13 protein-coding genes and 1 pseudogene are annotated in these 20,400 nt (G+C 70.3%); 6 read left to right on the top strand and 8 right to left on the bottom strand.

Annotated features, from left to right (window positions below; all coding sequences use genetic code 11):
* Positions 1 to 49: 49 nt before the first annotated feature.
* From ACKUU6_RS03850 to ACKUU6_RS03840, 3 genes are read right to left on the bottom strand one after another with little or no spacing between them, the layout of a single operon-like run.
* A complete protein-coding gene (locus tag ACKUU6_RS03850; protein WP_407987007.1) occupies positions 50 to 868 on the bottom strand; it encodes a carbohydrate ABC transporter permease in 819 nt (272 codons plus the stop codon).
* Complete coding sequence (locus ACKUU6_RS03845) at positions 868 to 1,764, bottom strand: carbohydrate ABC transporter permease (RefSeq protein WP_407987006.1); 897 nt, start codon at positions 1,762 to 1,764, stop codon at positions 868 to 870. Before ACKUU6_RS03845 ends, ACKUU6_RS03850 begins: the two co-directional genes overlap by 1 nt.
* On the bottom strand, positions 1,761 to 3,053 hold the full coding sequence (locus ACKUU6_RS03840) for an ABC transporter substrate-binding protein (RefSeq protein ID WP_407987005.1): 1,293 nt from the start codon (positions 3,051 to 3,053) through the stop codon (positions 1,761 to 1,763). The genes ACKUU6_RS03845 and ACKUU6_RS03840 overlap by 4 nt, the downstream gene beginning before the upstream one ends.
* A 137-nt stretch (positions 3,054 to 3,190) precedes the next feature.
* Here ACKUU6_RS03840 and ACKUU6_RS03835 point away from each other — a divergent pair, with 137 nt between their 5' ends.
* Both ACKUU6_RS03835 and ACKUU6_RS03830 read left to right on the top strand, forming a co-directional pair.
* The gene (locus ACKUU6_RS03835; RefSeq protein WP_407987004.1) at positions 3,191 to 4,267 is read left to right on the top strand and encodes a LacI family DNA-binding transcriptional regulator; all 1,077 of its coding nucleotides are present in this window, start codon (positions 3,191 to 3,193) and stop codon (positions 4,265 to 4,267) included.
* 136 nt (positions 4,268 to 4,403) lie between these two features.
* Complete coding sequence (locus tag ACKUU6_RS03830; RefSeq protein ID WP_407987003.1) at positions 4,404 to 5,891, top strand: endo-1,4-beta-xylanase; 1,488 nt, start codon at positions 4,404 to 4,406, stop codon at positions 5,889 to 5,891.
* A 64-nt stretch (positions 5,892 to 5,955) separates the two neighbouring features.
* Here the strand turns inward: ACKUU6_RS03830 and ACKUU6_RS03825 are convergent, their stop codons facing one another.
* On the bottom strand, positions 5,956 to 6,774 hold the full coding sequence (locus ACKUU6_RS03825; RefSeq protein ID WP_407987001.1) for a DUF1206 domain-containing protein: 819 nt from the start codon (positions 6,772 to 6,774) through the stop codon (positions 5,956 to 5,958).
* 565 nt (positions 6,775 to 7,339) lie between these two features.
* Here ACKUU6_RS03825 and ACKUU6_RS03820 point away from each other — a divergent pair.
* Positions 7,340 to 8,809, top strand: a pseudogene (locus tag ACKUU6_RS03820) (endo-1,4-beta-xylanase); the annotation flags it as partial.
* Between the two features lie 37 nt (positions 8,810 to 8,846).
* Here the strand turns inward: ACKUU6_RS03820 and ACKUU6_RS03815 are convergent.
* The 4 genes from ACKUU6_RS03815 to ACKUU6_RS03800 all read right to left on the bottom strand — a co-directional run bounded on the left by ACKUU6_RS03815 (position 8,847) and on the right by ACKUU6_RS03800 (position 13,922).
* Positions 8,847 to 9,611: a hypothetical protein gene (locus ACKUU6_RS03815; RefSeq protein WP_407987000.1), complete on the bottom strand. Its 765-nt coding sequence runs from the start codon at positions 9,609 to 9,611 to the stop codon at positions 8,847 to 8,849.
* Positions 9,608 to 10,138 carry a SigE family RNA polymerase sigma factor gene (locus ACKUU6_RS03810; protein WP_407986999.1) on the bottom strand — a complete coding sequence of 177 codons (531 nt, stop codon included), beginning with the start codon at positions 10,136 to 10,138 and terminating at the stop codon, positions 9,608 to 9,610. The genes ACKUU6_RS03815 and ACKUU6_RS03810 overlap by 4 nt, the downstream gene beginning before the upstream one ends.
* 122 nt (positions 10,139 to 10,260) lie before the next feature.
* Complete coding sequence (locus ACKUU6_RS03805; protein WP_407986998.1) at positions 10,261 to 11,241, bottom strand: expansin EXLX1 family cellulose-binding protein; 981 nt, start codon at positions 11,239 to 11,241, stop codon at positions 10,261 to 10,263.
* 131 nt (positions 11,242 to 11,372) lie between these two features.
* The gene (locus ACKUU6_RS03800) at positions 11,373 to 13,922 is read right to left on the bottom strand and encodes an RICIN domain-containing protein (RefSeq protein WP_407992030.1); all 2,550 of its coding nucleotides are present in this window, start codon (positions 13,920 to 13,922) and stop codon (positions 11,373 to 11,375) included.
* A 424-nt stretch (positions 13,923 to 14,346) separates the two neighbouring features.
* Between ACKUU6_RS03800 and ACKUU6_RS03795 the strand changes: the two genes are divergently transcribed.
* The 3 genes from ACKUU6_RS03795 (at position 14,347) to ACKUU6_RS03785 (ending at position 20,377) form a co-directional block, all read left to right on the top strand.
* Entirely contained in the window at positions 14,347 to 17,370 is a 3,024-nt protein-coding gene (locus tag ACKUU6_RS03795) for an RICIN domain-containing protein (RefSeq protein WP_407986997.1), read from the top strand.
* Between the two features lie 156 nt (positions 17,371 to 17,526).
* Complete coding sequence (locus ACKUU6_RS03790; RefSeq protein WP_407986996.1) at positions 17,527 to 18,381, top strand: amidohydrolase family protein; 855 nt, start codon at positions 17,527 to 17,529, stop codon at positions 18,379 to 18,381.
* 199 nt (positions 18,382 to 18,580) lie between these two features.
* Positions 18,581 to 20,377 (top strand): alpha-L-fucosidase, encoded by a 1,797-nt coding sequence (locus ACKUU6_RS03785; RefSeq protein ID WP_407986995.1) that lies wholly within the window; start codon positions 18,581 to 18,583, stop codon positions 20,375 to 20,377.
* Positions 20,378 to 20,400 lie beyond the last annotated feature (23 nt).

Genomic DNA, 20,400 nt, shown 5'->3' with positions numbered 1-20,400 from the left:
GGGGTGAGTGCGGCGTCGTTCCAAGCGGGCGACGCGTTCTGACGGCTGTTCACTTTCCTCCCATGCCCATCAGCCCCTGGACCAGGGCTCGACGGGCGAACAGGTAGACGACGAAGATGGGAAGCATGGACAGCACCACGGCGCTGAGCAGTCCGGGGACGTCCACGCCGTGTTCGGTCTGGAACTCGTACAGACCGAGGGTGATGACCTTGGTGGACTCGGACTGGGTGAGGATCAGCGGGAACAGGAAGCCGTTCCACGCCTGGAGCGCGGCGAACACCACGATCGAGGACAGGCCGCCCTTGGACAGCGGCAGCACCAGCTGCCGGAAGACCCGCCCCGGGGAGGCGCCGTCCATCGCCATCGCCTCGTAGAGTTCCGGCGAGATGTCGCGCATCGCCCCGGTCAGGATCAGGGTGCACACCGGCAGGCAGAAGGCGGTGGTCGGCAGGATGATGCCGATCAGGTGGTCGTACAGGCCGGTCTTGCTGACCACGTAGAACATCGGGACGATCACCGCCTGGGCGGGGATCGCGAGGCCGAGCAGGAACAGCCGGAACACCCAGCCGGAGGCCCGGCCCCGGGCGCGCACGATCGCGTACGCCAGGGGAGGGACGACCAGCAGCACGATGGCGACCACGCCGACGGTGACGACGAGCGTGTTGAGGAAGTCCTGGCCGAAGCCGTTGGAGAGGTCGGTGAGGTAGTTCTGGAAGGTCCACTCGACGGGCAGGCTGAGCGGGCCTTCGGTGGAGTAGTCGGAGCGGGTGCGGAAGGTCGCGATCAGCAGCACGTAGAGCGGCAGCCCGACCAGCACCAGCCAGACGATCGAGCCGAACCCGGCCAGGTAGTTGGGGCGTTGGCGCATCAGAGGCCCTCCGCCGTGGAGCGCATCCGGTCGTAGCCGGAGAGCCGGACGACAGCGAGCGAGATCAGGGTGGCGACCACGATCAGGACCAGGGCGATCGCCGAGCCCGCGCCGAAGTCGAAGCCCTTGAAGGCCTTCTGGTACATGTAGTACGCGCTCACGGTGGTGTCGGTGCCGGGGCCGCCCTGGGTGAGGATCAGCACCGTGTCGAAGGTGGTCAGGCCGCCGGCCACCATCAGGACCATCGAGGTGATGATCGTGTTGCGCAGCTGCGGCAGGGTGATGTGGAAGAACTGCCGTACGGTGCCCGCCCCGTCGACGGCCGCGGCCTGGTAGAGCACCGGCGGGATCGCCCGGGCGCCGCCCTGGTAGATCAGCGCGTGCAGCGGGGTGAACTGCCAGACACCGACGAAGGTCAGCACCGCGATCGCACCGGATCGGCTCCCTAGCAGGTTGCCGTCGCCGAACAGCCAGGTCAGCTGCGACGGCACGCCGAAGTTGGGGTCCAGGACCGCCCGCCAGACCACCGAGACGGCGGTCGCCGACAGCAGCAGCGGGACGAAGTAGACCGCCGAGAGCACCGCCCGGTTGCGCTGCGGGCCGGCGGCCCAGACGCCGAGCAGGATGCTGATCGGCGTCTGGGTCACCACGCCGAGCACGGTGAGCAGCAGGGTGGTCCCGATGGACTGGATCATCACCGGGTCGTGGATCAGGCCGGTCCAGTTCGCCAGGCCGTTGAAGTGCGGCTCGGTGATGCCGTTCCAGCTGGTGAAGGAGAGCACGGCGACCAGCAGCAGCGGCAGGATCGCGAACAGCAGGAAGAACACGGCGGCGGGAGCCGCCCAGACGAAGCCCGGCCGGGTCACCCCCGCGCCGGACCTCCCGCCGGAGGTCATGAGGTCGGCAAGGCCTGCATGGCCTTGATGAAGCCGTCGGCGTCGAGCTTGCCGTTGAAGAACTGCTGGACCGCGACGTGGATCGGGGTCATGGCGCTCGGCGGGTACGCCTGGTCCCAGGAGAGCTGGAACGAGGGTGCGGCCTTGACCAGCTCGTACTGGTACTTGGAGTACGCGGGGCTGGCCGCGGTGTCCAGGAAGTCGACCGTGTTGGTGGTGGTCGGCAGGTTGCCGATGGAGAGCTGCGCCTTGACGAACTCCTCGGAGTACATCAGCTTGAGGAAGGCCGCCGCCGCCTCCGGGTGCTTGGTCTTCTTCAGCACCGAGTAGAAGTTGTTGGTGTTGCCCACCACGTCGGCCTGGTCGCCCTTGCCGCCGCTGACCGACGGGAAGCCGGTGTAGCCGAGGCCGGACTTGGCGAAGTCGGGGTTGGCCTCCTGCTGGGTGGAGTAGTACCAGGAGCCCATCAGCTCGAAGGCCGCCTTGCCCTTCGCGACCAGGGCGGGGGCGCCGCCGTCGGTGAACTTCACCGAGTCGAAGTTGCTGCCGAAGGCACCGGCGTCCACCAGTTCCTTGAGGGTGGAGAGCGCCTTGCGGCTGTCCTCACCCGCCCAGGCCGCCTGGTCCCCGCTCAGCGCGTGCTGGAACAGGCCGGGGCCGGCTATCCGGTCGTACAGGTACTCGAACCACATCAGGGTGGGCCACTGGTCGGCGCCGCCGAGCGCGATCGGGGTCACGCCCTTGGCCTTCAACGTCTTGGCGGCGGAGACCAGTTCGTCCCAGGTCTTCGGCGGGGTGAGACCGTTGTCCGCGAGCACCTTCTTGTTGTGGAACAGCAGGACCGGCTGGGTGCCACGCATCGGCACGCCGTACGCCTTGCCGTCCACCACCGCCGAGTTGAAGACCGAGGGAAGGAAGTTGGCCTTCAGCCCCGGGTCCTCCGCGATGAAGCCGTCCAACGGGAGCAGCAGGTCGGCCTTGACGAAGGGCTGGATGGAGCCGCCGCCCCAGTTGAAGAAGATGTCGGGGGCCTGCGGGGTGTTGATGACCGTCTGCAGCTTCTGCTGGTAGTCCGCACCGGGGATGGTGTCGAGGACGATCTTGACCTTGGAGGTCTTGTTGAAGGTCTCGACGAGCTGCTTCTCGACCTTGTTGGCGGCGTCGCCGTAGACCATCACGTGGATGGTCCCGGAGCCTGCGTCGGCGGAGCTACCGCCCGACCCGCAGGCGGTCGCCGTGCCCAGGACGAGTGCGGTGGCCACAGCGATGGCGGCGAATCTCGATCCCATTACCTTGCCCTCGGTTTCGAATGTTTCGGTCAGATTGCCGAATGTTGTGGGAAACTTAGGGCCGTCCCGCGCGCCCGTCAAGGGGTCCGACGAGATCGGATCCGGGTCGTCGAGGGGCTAGCATCCGTGCCGTACACATGCCGACAACGACGTCCGCCCAGCAGGGGCAGTGCAGGAGGAGCTTCGTGAGCAGAGCGGCCACGCTCGCCGAGATCGCGCAGGAGGCGGGGGTCTCCGCGCCGACTGTTTCGAAAGTCCTGAACGGCCGGGCCGACGTCGCCCCGGCCACCCGGGAACGGGTCGAGGAGCTGCTGCGTCGGCACGGCTACCGGCGTCGGCGCGGCAGCGCCCAGGCCAGCCCGCTGCTCGAACTTGTCTTCCACGAGCTGGAGAGCGCCTGGGCGATGGAGGTGATCCGCGGGGTGGAGAACGTGGTGCGCGAGGAGGGGCTGAGCATCGTGCTCTCCGAGTCCTCCGGCCGGCTCAGCCCGGGCCAGTCCTGGGTGGACGGGGTGCTCGCCCGCCGCCCCACCGGCGTGCTGCTGGTCCTCTCCGGCCTCGACCGCTCGCAGCAGGAGCAACTGGCGGGCCGCAACATCCCGTTCGTGGTGATGGACCCGGCCGGTGACCCCGGCCAGGAGGTACCCGCGGTCGGCACCACCAACTGGGACGGCGGCCTGGCCGCCACCCGGCACCTGCTCGACCTCGGTCACCGGCGGATCGGCCTGCTCGGCGGCCCGGGCCGGATGATGTGCAGCCGGGCCAGGGCCGACGGTTACCGGGCGGCGCTCGACATGGCGGGCATCGTGTACGACCCGGAACTGGTCCGCGAGGGCGACTTCCACCACGAGGACGGACGGCGGGTCGGTCTGGAGCTGCTGGGTCTGGCCGACCGGCCGACCGCCGTCTTCGCCGGGAACGACCTCCAGGCGCTCGGGCTCTACGAGGCCGCCCGTGAACTGGGCCTGCGGATCCCCGAGGACCTCAGTGTGGTGGGCTTCGACGACCTCCCGCTGGCCCGCTGGGTCGGCCCGCCGCTGACCACGGTGCGCCAGCCGCTGACCGAGATGGCCGAGGTCGCGGCCCGTCTGGTGATCGACCTGGCCCGGGGGGTGCGTCCTGGCACGCTCCGGGTGGACCTGGCCACCAGGTTGGTCGTGCGCAGCAGCACCGCTCCGCCGCGAAGGGTTGACGGACCGTCGGACGGCCTCTAGGGTCACCGATCGGAATCGGCGGGACCGTCGAAACTTTCGAAGAAGGGACTCGAACGGGCTCCGCACTGTCAGCGTTCCACGTAACACCGCACGTCCAGCTCTCTCTGCCCCCACCCCAAAGAGAAGGGACCACCCGGTGCCAGTCCGGACGCTCCGCACCCCCAGCCCCACCCCGACCCCCAGGCGTCAGCGCCGCGCCCTCGGCGCTCTCGCCGCCACCGCCGCGGCCGCCCTGGCGGCAGCCGCCCTGCTGCCCGCCGGCCAGGCCGGCGCCGCAGGCCCCACCCTGCGCAGCCTGGCCGAGGCGAAGGGCATCTACTTCGGCACGGCGATGACCCAGAGCGACCTGAACAACTCCACCCTCACCGCCGTCGCCGGCAGCCAGTTCGGCATGCTCACCCCCGGCAACGAGATGAAGTGGGACACCGTCGAGTCCTCGCCGGGCAACTTCAACTACGGGCCCGCCGACCGGCTCGTCGCCTTCGCGCAGACCCACACGATGAAGGTGCGCGGCCACACCCTGGTCTGGCACAACCAGCTGCCGTCCTGGGTGAGCAACCTGCCCGGCAGCCAGGTGCAGGGAGCGATGCGCAACCACATCACCAACGAGGTCGGCCACTACAAGGGCAAGCTCTACGCCTGGGACGTGGTCAACGAGATGTTCAACGAGGACGGCAGCTTCCGCAACGACGCGTTCTACAACGCGATGGGCAGCGGCTTCGTCGCGGACGCGCTGCGCACCGCCCGGGCGGCAGATCCGGACGTCAAGCTGTACCTGAACGACTACAACATCGAGGGCCAGAACGCCAAGAGCGACGCCATGTACAACCTGGTGAAGACGCTCAAGAGCCAGGGCGTCCCGCTCGACGGCGTCGGGTTCCAGGCGCACTTCATCGTCGGCCAGGTGCCGTCCTCGCTGAAGGCGAACCTCCAGCGCTTCACCGCGCTCGGCGTCAACGTCGCCATCACCGAACTGGACGACCGCATCCCGCTCCCGGCGAGCAGTGCCAACCTGGCCCAGCAGGCCACCGACTACGCCAACGTCGTCAACACCTGCCTGGCGGTCTCCGGCTGCGTCGGCGTCACCCAGTGGGGCACCGGCGACGCGGACTCCTGGATCCCCGGCACCTTCCCGGGCTACGGCGCCGCCACCATGTACGACAACAACTACCAGCCGAAGCCCGCGTACACCGCCTCGGTGAACGCGCTCGGCGGAGCGACCAACAGTCCCTCGCCCTCCAACTCGCCGTCTCCGAGCCCGAGTTCAAGCCCGAGCCCCAGCCCCAGCCCCAGCCCGAGCTCCGGCGTCGGCTGCAAGGTGACCGGCGCGGTCAACGCCTGGAACACCGGCCTGACCGACAACCTCACGATCACCAACACGGGTTCCAGCACCGTCACCGCCTGGACGCTGGGCTTCACCCTGCCCGCCGGCCAGACGGTCACCTCCGCGTGGAACGCCACCATCACCCCGTCCAGTGGCCAGGTCGGCGCCCGGAACCTCAGCTACAACGGCACCATCAGCCCCGGCGGCTCGACCTCCTTCGGCTACCAGGCCAACCACACCGGCGACGCCGGCCTGCCCACCCAGTTCACCCTGAACGGCACTCCCTGCACCACCGGCTGACGCTCCGTCAACCCTAGGCGGCCCGCACCCGCCACCCCGGGTGCGGGCTCTGCAGCCAGACCTGTCACAGGCGCCGCCAGCGGGCGTTGGCGAAGGAGAAGCAGCCGAACAACAGCAGGCCCAGGGCGATCACGACCAGCAGCCAAGGGCCGACCGGTGTGGACGCGAAGGATCGGAGGGTGTCGTCAACTCCCTTGGCCTGACCAGGATCGAAGCGGACGGCCGCGACCAGCGCGAAGACACCGGCGGCGGCGAACACCGCACCACGGGCCACATTGCCGCCCGCGCCGGCGACGGTGACCGCGGTGCGGGTCCTGGGGCTCATCACGGCCGTGTCCAGCTTGCGGAGGAACTTCCGGAGGACGGCGCGGACGGCGATACCGATCCCGACACCGATTACCGCCAGTCCGACCGCTCCGACCAGGAAGCGGCCGCCCGGCTTGCCGAGCAGGGTCGCGCTCCAGTCCTGCGACTTGGTGTCGCTGTTGGAGGAAGCCCCCGCGCCGACGGCGAACGCGGCGGCTCCCCAGCAGACGACGGCGTAGAAGACGGCCCGGCCGCCGTTGAGGATCCGGGTGCCGGCCTTCCTCTGCTCCCCGCCACCGAAGACGGCCGCGGAGGCGCGCCAGAGCGCCATGCAGGCGAAGCCGACGACCAGGAGCCAGAGCGCCACCCGGCCGAACGGCTGCTCCGCCACCTGCTGGAACGCACCCTGGCGGTCGGCCTCCTCCCCGCCCCCGTGCCCGAGCGCGATCTTCAACGCCAGGTAGCCGACCCGGAGGTACACCACCCCACGGGCCACGAAGCCGGCCCGCCCGGCGACACGCAGCCACCGGCCGTTCCGGGCCGGTGCGTGAATCGTGTCCTTCGCTACGCCATTCACCGGGACGTCCTCTCTGTGCGGCACGACTCCCGCCCCTCGCGGTGCCCCCGCGTATGCCCGGCATCCGGGGCGGCCATGTCCTCGACGCGTCACGCGCCGTGGCGTCCGCTGGGCGGCCGCGGCTGCTCGACGTCGCGCACTGCTCCGACGAGAACGGGAGGCGCTGCCACTCCCGAGTTCATGGGAGCGCTCCCATTGAGTCCGCAACGGCCCACGGCATGAGTCCGGCCCCACGCTGCGGCACCCCGTCCCGACTGTCAAGAGTTTGCGCGCAGATTTGCCAACTCCCTTGGAAAGAAAGGTCGTTGGTCTTGACGGCCCACGCTGGGCGGGTATTGACTCCGGCCACGCCCCCCAACTCTGCTCGCTCCGTCCGGGGCAGTTCCGTGTGAGCGTTCACATCCTGCTCACGGCAGTGCAGGGCCGGGCCCGTCGGTATCCACGGGCGGCTCTGACGGAGTACCGAACCCCCCGCACCACCACCCCCACCTCGGCATGGCCGCGAAGCAGAGCGTCGGCCCTGCCGCCGGATCCACCTCTCCCCCCACCCAAGGAGAAGAACGCCATGTTCCGGATCGACAAACAGCACCGTCTCCGCACCAGGCTGACGGCCACCACCGGCCTGATCGTCGGCACCGTACTCGCCGCGACCGGAGCGACGGGCTGGTCGGCGCAGGCCGTCGCAGCCGGCTCGCTCGGAGCCCAGGCCGCCCAGTCCGGGCGGTACTTCGGCACCGCCGTGGCGGCCGGGAGGCTCGGCGACTCCACGTACGCGGGCATCCTGGACCGCGAGTTCAACATGATCACCCCGGAGAACGAGATGAAGTGGGACGCCGTCGAGCCGTCCCGCGGCAACTTCACCTTCGGGGCCGCCGACCAGATCGTGAACCACGCGGCCGCCCACGGCCAGCGCATGCGCGGGCACACCCTGGTCTGGCACTCGCAGCTCCCGTCCTGGGTGAGCAACATCGGCGACGCGAACACGCTGCGCAGCGTGATGAACAACCACATCACGCAGGAGATGAGCCACTACAAGGGCAAGATCTACGCCTGGGACGTGGTGAACGAGGCGTTCGCCGACGGCGGCAGCGGCCAGCACCGCAGCTCGGTGTTCCAGAACGTGCTGGGCAACGGCTTCATCGAGGAGGCGTTCCGCACCGCCCGGTCCGTCGACCCCGCTGCGAAGCTCTGCTACAACGACTACAACATCGAGAACTGGACCGACGCCAAGACCCAGGGCGTCTACAACATGGTCAAGGACTTCAAGGCCCGCGGTGTGCCGATCGACTGCGTGGGCCTCCAGAGCCACTTCGGCTCCGGCGGGCGGCCGGCCAACTTCCGCACCACGCTGTCGAGCTTCGCCGCCCTGGGCGTCGACGTCCAGCTCACCGAACTGGACATCGCCCAGGCCTCGGCCACCAACTACGCCAACACCGTCACGGACTGCATGAGCGTCGCCCGCTGCACCGGCATCACGGTGTGGGGCATCCGTGACAGCGACTCCTGGCGTTCCAGCGAGAGCCCGCTGCTCTTCGACGGCAGCGGCAACAAGAAGCCCGCCTACACCGCGGCGCTCAACGCGCTCGGCGGCACCACCGGCCCCACCGGGGGCATCGTCTCCGGCACCGTGTACACGCTCACCGACGTCGCGGCCGGCCGGGCGCTGGACGTGCCCAGCGGTCAGAGCGCCAACGGCACCCAGGTGCAGGTCTGGGACGCCAGCGGTGCCACCAACCAGCAGTGGCGGGCCAACCAGAACGCGGACGGCTCCTACACGCTGACCAGCATCGCCACCGGGAAGGCGCTGGACGAGCCCGGCGGTCAGACCGCCAACGGCACCAGGATGACGATCTGGGACTCCAACGGCGGTGCCAACCAGCACTGGCGCGCCACCCAGAACGGTGACGGCTCCTACACCCTGGTCAACGTCGCCTCCGGCAAGGCGCTGGAGACCCCCGGCGGCCAGACCGGCAACGGCAGCGCCGTGCAGATCTGGGACTCCACCGGGGGCGCCAACCAGCACTGGACCTTCAAGTAGACCGTCGGCCCGGCCGGGTGCCTCGGGCAGCTCCTCAGCGGGTCTGGGTAAATCCTCCCCAGACCGCGCCGGAGCCGCCCGGGCCCTGGCCCTCGACCCGGTAGCTGTCGCCCGTGGTCTTGCGGGTGCCGGTGGCGTGGTTGTACTGGGCGGCGAACTCGTGCTGTCCGGCCGGTACGGTCCGGCCGGGCTTGAGGACCCAGCGGTAGAGCAGCGCGCCACCGGTCTCCTGGACGGTGACCGTGAAGTCGTCGCTCGGGAGGGTCCGCCAGGTGCCGGTGTCCCGTACGTCGCCGGTCTGGGCGATGCGCAGTTCCACGGTGAGTGAGGTGAGTGGCTGGGTGGACCTGAGGGTCAGGTCGCTCTGGGCCCAGAAGACGTTGCTGTTACCGCCCATCGAGCCCTCCGACCACAGCGGCCCGTTCTGGGTCCGGGTCGCGGCCGATGGTGTCTGGCGCGGGCTGCTCGGCGTGGTGGACGGGGTTGGACCCGCGGTGGTGCTGCGGGCCGACGGCGTCGGCGTCGGAGTGGCGCTCGGGGACGGCGCGGGGGGAGCGGTGGCCGGCGGCGGCGACGGAGCGCCGACGATGGCGGCGACGGCGAAGCCACCGGTCGCCAGGATGCCGGCGGTGGCGAGGCCGGCGAGTACCGCCCGGGGCCCGGACCTCCTGATCGACGGTGTGCGGTGGCGGACGGCGGGGCCGGCCGCTCCGCGCTCCACGCGGGCCAGGATCCTTGCACGGTCGGGCTCGTGGGCCTCGGCAGCTTCCCGCAGCCGTCGGCTGATCTCCTCGTTCACCGGTTCCTCCTTCCTGCCGCGAGTTCGCCGACCGCTCGTGCGCCGAGCGTCCGTTCCAGCTCGGCCATGGCCTTCGAGGTCTGGCTCTTCACCGTACCGACCGATATGCCGAGCGCGGCGGCGGTGTCCTTCTCCGAGAGGTCGAAGGCGTGGCGCAGGACCACGCATGCGCGCTTGCGGAACGGGAGCCGGGCGAGCGCGGCCCGGACGTCCAGCACGCCGGCGACGTCCGGGCCCGTGACCTCGTCGGGACTGCGGGACCAGAACAGGGCGACCCGTCTCCGCTCGCGGACCGCGCTCCGGATCCGCTCCCGGGCCAGGTTGGCCACCACGCCGCGGGCGTAGGCGACCGGGTGCTGCGCCGCCCGCAACCGGTCCCAGCGTTGCCAGAGAGCGACCAACGCGTCGGCGGCGAGGTCGTCGGCCCCGTCCTTCTCGCCGGTCAACAGGTGGGCGAGACGAGCCAGTTCGGCGTAGTGGCGTTCGAAGAAGTCGTGGAACTCCGCGGACGCGTCGTCGAGGAGCATCTCCCTCGGTCGCCCTCTCCCTGCGATGTGCGCGTTAACAATCGGCCTGAGCGTAACAGTGGCCCGCAGTTCGACCGCACGGTGGGCGGCTCCGGGGACCTCGCCGCGGACGGACGGCACGGTCAGTGCCGGGCGAACTGGACCCGGGTCGGCTGGCTGACGTCCGCTCTGACGGCGATCCCGTCGACGGTCAGCTGTTCACCGTAGATGTCGGTGATCCTGACCGTCCCGCCGCAGCCGTTGCCGTCAGCGGCGAGGAAGTAGTTGTAGTCGGTGCGGGGCAGCTGCCGCCAGCCCTTGGCGGTCCGGAGCTCCAGCGTTGCCACCGGGTTGCGGTGGCCGATCACCTGGAGGGCGCACCAGTACGGGCTGGACCCGGTCTTGTAGCGGAGGGAGATCGTGTCGGGCGCGGCGGCGGGGCTCAGCAGCGTCCAGGTGATCGGCAGCCGGCCGACCTTGAGATCGGCGAGCTTGGCGAACGCCTGCTGGCTGAGGTCGAGTTGACCCGGTGCGCAGGGCAGCGGGCACTCGTTGACGATCCGCACCGTGACGGAGGCGCCGTTGGCGGCGCGGACCAGCACGTACGCCCCGCACGCCTTGGCCGACTCGTAGTCGGTGTGGTTCATCGCCGCGATCATCAGGTCGCCGGACGGGCCGAAGAGGCAGGCGCCGTTCCCGTCGGCCGCTTCGTAGGCGGTTGCGACTCCCTGGTTGCCCACGGCGGGCTTGATCCGTCCGGCCAAGGACCCGACCGAGGCCGCCGGCGTGATCGCGGACGGCGAGGACGTCGGTGTGGTGCGCGGGCTGCCGGAGGGCGTGGCGGAGGGAGCAGCCGTGGGCGACGGCGGCGGGCTGGTGACCGGTGGCGTCGGTGCGGGCGTGGCCTCCGCCGTCGCGGTGGGGGAGCCGGAGCCGGTGGGGACGCTTGCCGGGGCGGCCGCGACGGCCTGGCTGGCGGGACGCCCGGTGTCGGCCCCGCCCCCGGCCAGGAGCGCGGCGACCAGGCAGGCCACGACACCGGCGCCGAGCAGCGCCAGCGGGATGCCGAGGGCCCGCCGCTGCTTGCGCGGCGGCTGCTCCGCGCCGTGCTTCGTTGTCCTCATGCCCATCCGTTCGGTAGATCGAGTCGACGTGTCACTTCTCAGTGGCCGCCGGGGCCGAAAAGGTTGCCGCGATATCGGCAGACGCGGGCGGAGCGGCGGGGAGCATCGCTCGGCCCACGTCTGCCGGGTCGTCAGGACTGGTCGCCGTACACCACGCCACGGCCGTAGCCGCCCAGGTAGACCCTGCCGTACACGTCCGGGTCACCGGCGATGACGGAGACGGCGCTGCCGCCGAACTGGTGCTGGTCGTCGTTGATCCGGACCCAGCTCGAACCGCCGTCGATCGAGCGGAACAGCCCGGCGACCCCCTTCACCTTCCCGCTGAGGTAGAGCGCCTGGTACGAGGCGCCCGGCGCCGGCTTGCCGAAGCCCACGGCGGTCGCCTGCTGCACGTCGACGGTCTTGTTGAAGGCGGCCCCGCCGTTGGTGGAGTGCAGCAGACCCCGGTCCCCGCCCGCGATCCACAGGTCGCCCGCGGCGCCCGGGGCCGCCTTGAGCTGGCCGTTCCCGAGGTCGGCGCCTCGGGCGGCGAAGCTCCGGCCGCCGTTGGTGCTGGCGTACAGGGTGCCGCCGCTGAGGGCGTAGAAGGTGGTGGCCGCCGACCGGTCGGCCACCACGACCGCGTCCTTGGGCAGGCCGGAGACCGCCGCCCAGGTCGTGCCCCGGTCGGCCGACCAGGACGGCGTCCGGCCGTCGGGGGTCCAGATCACGGTGGAGCCGTCCGCCGCGACCGCGGCCGATCCGCCGCCCACGCCGTTGCCGGGTGCGCCGGCGAACGCCTTCCAGTTGGCCCCGCCGTCGGTGGACCAGGCGCCGTGCTGCTCGCCGCCGAGCCCGACCCGCACCATGAACTCCGGCTTGGACTGGGCGAAGTCGATGCCGGTGGTGTTGGTGAACAGCGGCCCGGAGAGGGCGCGGGCCGGCACCTTGGTCAGGTCCTCGTGCCGGAAGCCGCTGACGTCGCCGAGCGCGCTGATCAGCGGCTGGCCGGGCGCCTTGGCCAGGCCGAGCACCGCGGTCTCCTCCAAGCCGGCGGCCGGGACGGTCCAGTGGGTCTGGCCCGAGTGGTCCGCCGCCGTCACGTCGCGGCTGGCCCACATCCCCGACCCGGTGCCGTACAGGACGTGCCCGGAGTCGAACGGGTCGACGGCCATCGCGCCCATCCAGTGCCCGATGCTGTTGCCGACGTACGGGGCGGCGGAGCTGTCCCGCACCGAGGTCGCGCCGAGCGCCTTCCAGGAGGTGCCGCCGTCGGTCGACCGGTACAGCTCGTCCGAGGGCCACCAGCGGTCCAGGGTGGTGACCATCACCGTGCCGGGGTGCTGCGGATCGACGGCCAGGCCGGCGAAGCCGTAACTCCCGGTGGACGGTGAGACGTTCTTCCAGGCCCCGGTGGACGGCGTGTACTTCCACACCGAACCGGCCGTCACCCCGTTCGGGCCGGGGTTGTTGCCGTACGTCAGGTACATCGAACCGTCGCCCGAGAGCACCCCGTGGTGCGGCAGCTGCCCCTTCGGCTGGCCGGCCACGGACTGCCAGGTGCTGCCGCCGTCGGTGGAGCGGTACAGCGAGGTGCCCTTGTCGGCCACCCCGACGTAGATCGTCTTGCTGCCGGCAGGCCCGAAGGTCACGAAGGAGAGCCCGACGCCGCTGCTCGCGCCGTCCTTGACCGGGAAGCTCCCGACCTGACCCCACGTCACGCCGTAGTCGGTGCTGCGCCAGAGCCCGTTCTTCCGGGTGCCCAGGTAGAGGGTGCTGTGATCGGCCGGGTCCACCATGAGCCGCTCGCCCATGGACCGGCCGTCCTCGTTGCCGCCCAGCTTGAACGGCAGGTCGGTGCGCTGGAACGTCTTGCCCTGGTCGGTGGAGCGCAGGATCGCGCCGTTGCCTGCCCAGTCGTTGGTGTAGGTGCCGCTCGCCAGGTAGAGCCGGTTCGGGTCGACCGGGTCGGTCGCCAGGCTCTCGATGCCCAGCAGGTTCCAGTCCGCGCCGCCCACCCAGTCCGTCAGCGGTATCCACCGGGAGGCGGTCGCGTCCCAGCGGTAGGCGCCGCCGATGTCGGTCCGGGCGTACAGCAGGTCCTTGCGGGTGGGGTTGAAGACCAGGCCGGTGACGAAGCCGCCACCGACGATCTGCGCGTTGTTCCAGGTGTAGCCGCCCGTGCCGCCGACCTTCACCAGCTTCCACTGCTGGTTGGTGCTGCCCTTGTCGGGGTACTGGATCAGCGGCACGCCATCGCCGTTGGAGCCGCCCCACACGTCCAGCACCATGCCGGTGCTGCGGGAGACGAACTTCACCGCCGAGCCGTCCGCGTTCGCGAGCTTCCACTGCTGCGCGGGGGTGCCGCGGTCGGACTGCTGCTCGACGGCGGCGGTCGAGGCGGTGGACGCGCCCCGGATGCCGAGGACCTTGCTGCTGTTGCGGTTCACCAGCTCGTAGTAGCCGCCCTCGACCAGCTTCAGCTTCCACTGCTGGCTCGGCGCCCCGGCCACCCGGCTCTGCTGCCGGGCCCAGGCGCCGTCCGCCGTGTCCGCCCCGGGTACGTCCAGCACCTTGTCGCTGCGGACGGACACCAACTCGTAGTAGGCGCCCGGGTCCACCGTCGCGGCCTGCGAGTCGGCCTGGACGAACAGCAGGTAGGGACCGAGGACACCGGGCACGCCGAGCGCCAGACCGATCATCGTCCGGCGCCGACGGTGGCGGCCGCGCTTGGGCTGCCCGGCGTCGGCCGCACCTGCGTGCCGTCCGCGTCCGTCGGCGGTGGGACCGGTCTCGTTCATGGGCTGCTCCTTGCTTCGGCCGTTTTGTGGATCGCCCGTCAGTTGCCGCTGCTGCGCGGAAGGTTGCCCCCGGAACCGGAATCTTTTTTCGGCAGGCCACCCGTGACGCGAGGGCATCTCCGGGTGCGGGAGTACTTGACGACCCACCGGGACGGACTTACGTTCATCGCCGGCGCCTTGGGCGACGTGGTGGACTGCCGGGCTCCGGGACGGACCCCAGTCGATCGTCGGTCGCATCCGCCCGTCCGGCAGAGACTCCCGGGTCTCCGCAGGCTTGCGCATGTTAGCGCTCACATTTTTCGGACCCCGCCCACGAGAGGTCACCATGCACCAGCAACACAGGCCACCGCCACACCGGCGGCGGGCCGTTCATCTGTTCGCGGTCGTCGCGGCCCTGCTCTCCGCCGTCCTGACGGTGCCGCAGTCGGCCTCCGCCGCAGCGGTACCGGACGGGCTCACCGCGGGCAACGCCGCGCTCGCCTCGGTCGACCTGGCCGGAACGTGGAGCTTCACCCCCAAGGGCCGTGCGGCGACGACGATCACCGTGCCCGGCGGCGGCTGGTACAAGCAGGGCTTCACCGACGTGAACGAGGCGACGTACTCGCGCACCGTGACCGTGCCGAACACGGGACAGCCGCAGTCGGTGTGGATCGAGTTCGGCGCGGTGAACCACCAGGCGACGCTATCGGTGGACGGGCAGGTGGTCGCCACCCGGACCACCTCCTTCACGCAGTCGAACTTCGACATCTCCGCCTTCGCCGCCCCCGGCACCACCCACACGATCAGCGTGAACGTGAAGGGCCGCTACGCCCTGGTGAACGGGACCGGGAAGCAGACCCTGGTTCCCGACGCCGCCAACTGGTCCGAGGCGATCCCCCAGGGCATCTACCGCTCGGCGGCCCTGCGCGTGTACCCGGCGGTGTACGTCAGCGACACGTTCGTCCGCACCTCCGTGGCCAACCAGACCCTGACGTACGACGTGTCCGTGACGAACACCTCCGGCAGCTCGCGGTCGGTGACGCTGACCGGCGCACTCGCCTCGGACAACGGCACGTCGTTCAGCTACCCGTCGCTGCCGAGCAGGACGGTCACGGTGGCCGCCCACTCGACCGCCAAGGTGACGGTCGGTCCGGTGGCGTGGAACCTCGGCTCCTCCTCCTACTGGTGGCCGAACGTGCCCTACCGGGCCGGATACCGGGCCCAGCTGCACCAGCTGTCGGTGCGCGCGTCCACCGACGACGGCCGCACCAGCGACGCCAAGTACCGGTTCGGGTTCCGGGAGACCACCCAGAACGGCGAGTACTACTACCTCAACGGCACCCGCGTGAACTTCCGCGGTGACAGCCTGCAGGGCGCGGACTACGACCGGATCGACAACGGTGGCAAGGGCGACGCCTACGACACGCTGCCCGGCTTCCTCCCGCCGTCCACCGGCAACGGCGGCTGGCCGCAGGCGGTCGACAACTACCAGCGGCTCAACTACAACGTGGTCCGGATCCACCAGGAGCCCGGCAGCCCGTACATGCTCGACGTGGCCGACGAGATGGGCCTGATGGTCATCGACGAGACCGCCATCCGCGGCACCTGCAGTTGCCAGGACTTCGTCGCCGGGCACGACAACATGGTCGACCACGCGAAGGCGCTGACCCTGCGGGACCGCAACCACCCGGCGGTCGTCCGCTGGAGCCAGAGCAACGAGGCGGACATCAGCACCTTCGACTCCGAGGCGTTCGAGAAGGACCTCTACGCGGCGATGAACGGCAACGACGGCACCCGGCCGGTCAGCGCTGACACCGCGTGGAACACCAACCCGTGGCCCACCATGCTGAACGGTAACTTCGCCGTCTACTCGCACTACATCGACGGCATCGGCAAGTACGGCGAGGCGCGTGCCGATCTGCCCGGCCGGCCCGACGGTGAGGGCGAGTTCGTCTGGAACGCCTCCAACACCAAGCGGGGCTTCGAGTGGTTCGCCACCGCGACGGCGGCCAAGCGCGCCAAGGACGCCAGCGACCTGCGCCCGTACACCCTGCTGTCCGGCTGGGCGAGCTTCGTGCCCGGCGTGCGGACCACCGACTTCGTCCCCGAGGAGGGCGGTCACCCCGTCTACGGCGTGGACAACCTGTCCGACCCGTGGAGCAACCCGCAGATCCAGCGGATCCAGGCCGCCTTCAACCCGGTGGCCGCGATCGACCTGCCGTATTGGTCCGCCTCCGGCCAGTCGGACAACAACGGCAGCTTCCCGCTCCCGCAGGCGGTGGACACCTACAACTTCAACAGCAACGTCACCCGCAACATCACCGTCTTCAACGACGACTTCAGCAACACCTCCGTCACCCTTAACTGGTCGGCGCGCCTCGACCAGCCCACCGGCACGGTCATCGCGTCCGGGAGTTCGCCGCTCACCGTCCCGCTGGGGTCGCGGGTCACCCAGCCGGTCTCGTTCACCGCGCCGGGCAGCGGCAGCCGGGTGTACCTGGTGCTGTCGACCACGAAGGCGGGCAGCACCACGTTCACCGACTCGGTCGAGTACCTCAACCTGGGCAACCCGGCGGCCAACGTGGACGACGCCGCCACCGCAGTGAGCTACAACGGCAGTTGGAGCCACGCGAGCGGGGAGACCGGCCCGTACGCGGGCACGAACTCCTACAGTGACGTCACGGGCGACACGGCGGCGCTGAGCTTCGTCGGCACCGGCGTCACGCTGCACGCGGTGACCGCGCCCAGCCACGGCATCGTGGGCGTCTCCGTCGACGGCGGGACCGAGTCGCTGGTCGACCTGTACTCGGTGGCGCGCACCGGCGACGCCGCGGTGTGGACCAGCCCCCGGCTGGCCTCCGGCACGCACACCGTCCGGGTGCGCGTCACCGGCACCCAGCGGGCCGCCGCGACGCACGACTGGGGCACCGTGGACCGGTTCGAGATCGCCAACCAGCCGGTAGCGGGCACGAACTACCGCATCGTCAACCGCAACAGCGGTAAGCCGCTCGCCATAGCCGGGACCGCGGACGGCTCGCCGGCCGTCCAGCAGGCGTCCGGCAGCGCCTGGACCATCGATGCCGCCCCCGGGGGTGCGTACACCCTGAAGTACGTCCCCACCGGCAAGGCGCTCGACGTCAACGGCTACTCCTCGACCGTCGGGCTCCAGCTCCAGCAGTGGACCCCCGGCGGCGGCACCAACCAGCAGTGGTACCTGCGGCCCACCGGCGACGGCTACTTCACCGTGGTCAGTCACGACAGCGGGCTGGTGGCGGACGTGTACAACTGGGACAGCGGTGACAACGCCAAGGTCGTGCAGTACACCTCCGGCGGCGGCGCCAACCAGCAGTGGCAGCTGGTGCCCGCCTGATACCAAGCGAAGAGATGGGATGAATCAGGCTGAGGAGTGGGGACTTCGGCCCAGAGAAGCCGGTCGGCCCGCCGACCGGCTTCTTGGACATGGGATGTCCTGTTACCGTTGGCCGAGTCCGCCGGGAGGCGGTCTCGACGTGGAGGGGGCCCGCCGGTGACCCGGATCGACGCGCATCACCATGTGTGGCAGCTCGCCAGGCGGCCGCAGCTCTGGCTGGACCGGGCCGAACTGGCCCCGATCCGCCGGGACTTCACGCTGGACGGGCTTGCCCGCGAGACGCGCGCTACCGGGATCGACCGCACCGTACTGGTACAGGTCCTGCCGGACCCGGCGGAGACGGCCGAGTTCCTCGCCCTCGCCGCCGGGTCCGATCTGGTCGCCGGCGTGGTCGGGTGGGCTGATCTCACGTCGGACGAACTTCCGGACCGGCTGGCCGAGTTACGTGCCGGCCCGGGAGGCGACCTGCTGGTCGGCATCCGACACCTGGTTCAGGCGGAGCCGAACCCGTGCTGGCTGGCCCGCGCCGAGGTGCGACGCGGGCTGCGGGCGGTGGCCGAAGCCGGGCTCGCGTACGACCTGCTGACGCTCCCTCACCAGTTGCCCACCGCCATCGACACCGTACGGTCCCGGCCCGAGCTGACCTTCGTGCTGGACCACCTGTCGAAGCCGGCCATCGCCTTCGGTGAGTTGAGGCCCTGGACGAAGCTGGTCCGCGAGCTCGCGGCCGAACCGAACGTGCACTGCAAGCTGTCCGGCCTGGTCACCGAGGCCGAGTGGGACCACTGGACGGTCGCCGACCTGCGTCCGTACGCGGAGGTGGTGCTCGACGCCTTCGGGCCGTCCCGGGTGATGTTCGGCTCCGACTGGCCGGTCTGCCTCCTCGCCGCGTCCTACGCCGAAGTGGTGTCGACCGCTGGGGAGCTGATGGCTGGTCTGGCCGAGGAGGAGCGCGCCGAGGTCTTCGGCGGCACCGCCGTGCGCGTCTACGGGCTCGCAGACATCCGATAACTGAGGCGCGTTATGGCCAGGGATGGCGGAATTGCCGCCCTGTTCCGGTGATCTGACGGACATTCATCGGATCTGAGCTCTTGTCGGCGAGGTTTCGGGATCGTAAAGTCCTCGGCACCGCAAGCCGTCCCGGAGCAGCCCGGGAAGGGAATGCCGTCCTGCGGAAACGACCGGCACCCACCCAGCCAAGGAGCCCCGCATGTCCAGCGAGCAACTGAGCCGCCGCCAGCTGATCCGAGCCGCCGCCATCGCCGGGGGTGCCGCGGCCTTCGGGCTGCCGCAGATCCTGCTGGCCGACTCGGCCCGGGCGTACACGCTGCCGTCCAAGATGACCTGGTGGTACCAGGCCCGGTTCGGGATGTTCATCCACTTCGGGTCCTACAGCTACCACGGCACGGGCGAGTGGGCTTTCTCCAGCGAGAACTACACCAAGGCCACCTACCAGCCCCAGGTGTCCGCGCCGTTCAACCCGACCGGATTCAACGCCGACACCATCGCCGACCTCGCCCTGAACGCGGGCATGAAGTACCTGGTGGTCACCGCGAAGCACCACGAGGGCTTCGCGATGTACGACTCGAACGTGGCGAGCTTCACCGACACCACCGGCAGCAAGCCCTACAACCTGCGCCGCTACACCGCCTACCAGGGCGATCCGCTGGCCGCGCTCAAGAGCGCCTGCGAGGCCCGGGGCATCAAGTTCGGGCTCTACTACTCGATCATGGACTGGAGCCACCGGTCACAGACCATCAACCGCTCGGTGAACTTCACCGACATGGCGTCGATGGGCGCGCGGGCCGCCTACATCACCGACATGAAGGCGCAGTTGCAGGAACTGCTCACCCGGTACGACCCCGCCGTCCTGTGGTTCGACGGTGACTGGTGCGGCAACCCCGCCACCCCCACCCTCACCGACTGGTGGACCCAGGCCGACGGCGTCGAGCTCTACAACTGGCTGATCAGCCGCAAGCCCGACCTCATCGTCAACGAGCGGGTCAAGCGGGACGTGGGCCTGGGCGACTTCGCCTGCCCGGAGCAGACCGTGCCGGCCGAACCGCTCGGCCGGGCCTGGGAGACCTGCGCCACCATGAACGGCGCCTGGGGGTACGCCTCCTGGGCCGAGAACTCCTACCGGTCGGTCCGGACCATCATCCAGGAGTTCGTCACGGTGGCCTCGCGGGACGGCAACTACCTGCTCAACATCGGCCCCAAGGGCGACGGCACCGTCACGGCGGGCACCACCACCGTCCTCCAGGGCATGGCCAGCTGGATGGCCACCAACAAGGACAGCATCCACGGGACCAGCGGCAGCCCGTTCACCGCCGAGCCGTCCTGGGGGAAGTTCACCCGGAAGCCGGGCAAGCTGTTCGCCCACGTGTTCAGCTGGCCGACCAGCGGCACCTTGCAGATCCCGCTGGTCCAGAACACCGTCAACCGCGTTTACCTGATGAGCAGTCCGACGGTCCCGCTCAGCTACACGGTCAGCGGTGGCATCCTCAACGTCTCGGTGCCCGCCACCGCCCCGGACGCCAACGACTCGGTCGTGGTGGTCGAGGTCACCGGGATGCCGGCCGTGGTCGCCGACGGCGTCTACCAGCTGGTCTGCGCCCGGAGCGGCAAGGCCCTGGACAACGGCAACACCGCGATCGCGGGCACCCAGGTGGTCCAGTGGACCGTCAACGGCGGTGCGCCGCAGCAGTGGCGGGTGACCGGTCTCGAGGCGGGCCGCTTCAAGCTGGTCTCCGTCCGCAGTGGCCTGGCCCTCGACAACGGGGGCAGCACCGGCACCGGCACCACGCTGACGCAGCAGCCCGACAACGGGAGCGACCGGCAGCAGTGGAGCATCACCGCGCTGGGCGGCGGCTCCTACCGGCTGACCAACCGGGTGAGCGGGATGGCGCTGGACAACTCGAACAGCACGACGGAGGGCCAGGCGACGATCCAGTGGACCGTCAACGGTGGCACCCCGCAGCAGTGGAGCCTGGTCAAGGTCGGCTGAGCCGCCCGGCACCCTGCTCGGCC

The organism is Kitasatospora sp. CMC57, from assembly GCF_045866025.2.
In the GTDB taxonomy this organism is placed as follows: domain Bacteria; phylum Actinomycetota; class Actinomycetes; order Streptomycetales; family Streptomycetaceae; genus Kitasatospora.
Note: the sequence above shows the minus strand (reverse complement) of the source record. Positions and strands in the feature narration are given on the sequence as shown.